The following is a 1,221-nucleotide window of genomic DNA, read 5'->3' on the forward strand; positions in this document are numbered from 1 at the left end:
TGGATGGCCTGGATTACTGGTGGATGGTTATGATACGGCTGTGGCGGATGGGGATTCCATTGACGAGACGGAAGGCAATCTTTTACCCCTATTACGGATGGAGAAATTAGCCAAGGATGTCTTAATTATTTGTAAACAAAAGCTTAAGAAGCTAATCGGCGAGTCATTAAACGAATGAGCGAGCCATAGATCATCGCTTCGCTGATGGTCGTGTACAACTCATAATCTTTACTCAAACGCCGAAATCCGTTGAGCCAACCAAACGTCCGTTCAACAATCCATCGCTTTGGTAGAATCTCAAATTCCTTTGATGTTCGCTCAACTACTTCCACTCGCACATGATCCCCACAAACTTGTTGGACTGCATTAGCAAAGTTCTTGCCCGAATAACCTTGATCAACCCAAATCACTTCTAATTGCCTGAGTTGGGCAATAGCTTCATGCAAAACGACCACTGCACCTAAACGTTCTGGGCCATTAGCTTCACTCACCAGCATCCCAATAACCAGACCCTGGGAATCTACAACAATATGGCGTTTACGGCCTTTAACTTTTTTGCCACCGTCATAGCCGTAGACGGCCCCCTTTTTTCCGTCGTCTTCACCGATTGGGAATCAGCGATTCGGGCAAAGCCCGACGCTACGCGAACGCTACACTCGAATCCTCCTGTCGTCCCATTTGTTGTCGGAGTTGATGACGCAATTGGTCATGCATTCTCTGCCAAATCCCAAAGCGGCTGCCATTTGCGGAAATAACCATAGACCGTTGGGTGGGGTGGAAAGTCATGGGGCAACATTTCCCACTGACAGCCACTACGTTGCACATAGAATATGGCGTTGATAACTTCCCGTAGGTTAACTATCCTCGGATGTCCAAATCCCTTTGGTTCTGGTATCAGCTTACGCAGCACTTCCCATTCCCTATCACTCATGTCACTCGGATAGGGTTGGCGATGGGGATTGGCGATCTCAGGCAAACGACTCATGAACACAGTGCTTCAACTCGTTTTGTCATATAGATTACAGGCTACTCAGCCCGTCATTGAGTTCTCTTTAGATTTTCTTTACAAATCAGCTCTTAACTTACCTGGCTACATTATATGGTATATAATCTTTCTCAGACGCTTCTGGGCTTTCAGGCACGTCTTAATAGCTGGCTGATCTACCTCACTTAAAACTAGTGCATCAGTCAGAGATTGGTAGAGTCCGAGAGTCATCATAG

General features: G+C 46.4%; 1 pseudogene. It reads right to left on the reverse strand.

Annotation, left to right across the window (positions count from 1 at the left end):
• Positions 1-143 precede the first annotated feature (143 nt).
• Positions 144-985, reverse strand: a pseudogene (locus tag F6K53_RS43685) (IS5 family transposase).
• Positions 986-1,221 lie beyond the last annotated feature (236 nt).

The organism is Moorena sp. SIO4A1 (assembly GCF_010672065.1).
In the GTDB taxonomy this organism is placed as follows: Bacteria; Cyanobacteriota; Cyanobacteriia; order Cyanobacteriales; family Coleofasciculaceae; genus Moorena.